General features: G+C 38.5%; 1 pseudogene. It reads left to right on the top strand.

Annotated elements, in window-relative coordinates:
- Nucleotides 1-128 precede the first annotated feature (128 nt).
- Nucleotides 129-387, top strand: a pseudogene (locus RTW80_RS27605) (hypothetical protein); the annotation flags it as partial.

The raw sequence follows: 387 nt of genomic DNA, 5'->3' as shown, positions 1-387 counted from the left end.
GCATTAGATAAAGTAATTGAGCATGTGAATGTTGTAACTAATTCAGGCTGAGCAGAAAATGCTGTATGTCCAGTCTGTACTGGAATTATACTGGCAACCATGATCATCACAGGAAGAACAAGTAATAGATGGCGACTGAGTGGGTGGATGTGGCTGATAATGCCGTTAAAATTGGGCTTGGCTCTGCGCTAACAATATTGGGCGGTTATTTGACGCTCAAATTATCACAGCAGCACGAGTTAAGGAAAGAAGCATTAATTCAGCGACGTAAAGATTTTGAGGTGAAAGCTGAGCGTTACGTGAATTTTTTATCCTGTTCAAGAATGATGTTACAGAAATATATGATGTCCTCATTAAGACATGACTGTGAAGATTATATTGAATATA

Source organism: Escherichia sp. AM3 (genome assembly GCF_032029835.1).
In the GTDB taxonomy this organism is placed as follows: Bacteria; Pseudomonadota; Gammaproteobacteria; order Enterobacterales; family Enterobacteriaceae; genus Escherichia; species Escherichia coli.
Note: the sequence above shows the minus strand (reverse complement) of the source record. Positions and strands in the feature narration are given on the sequence as shown.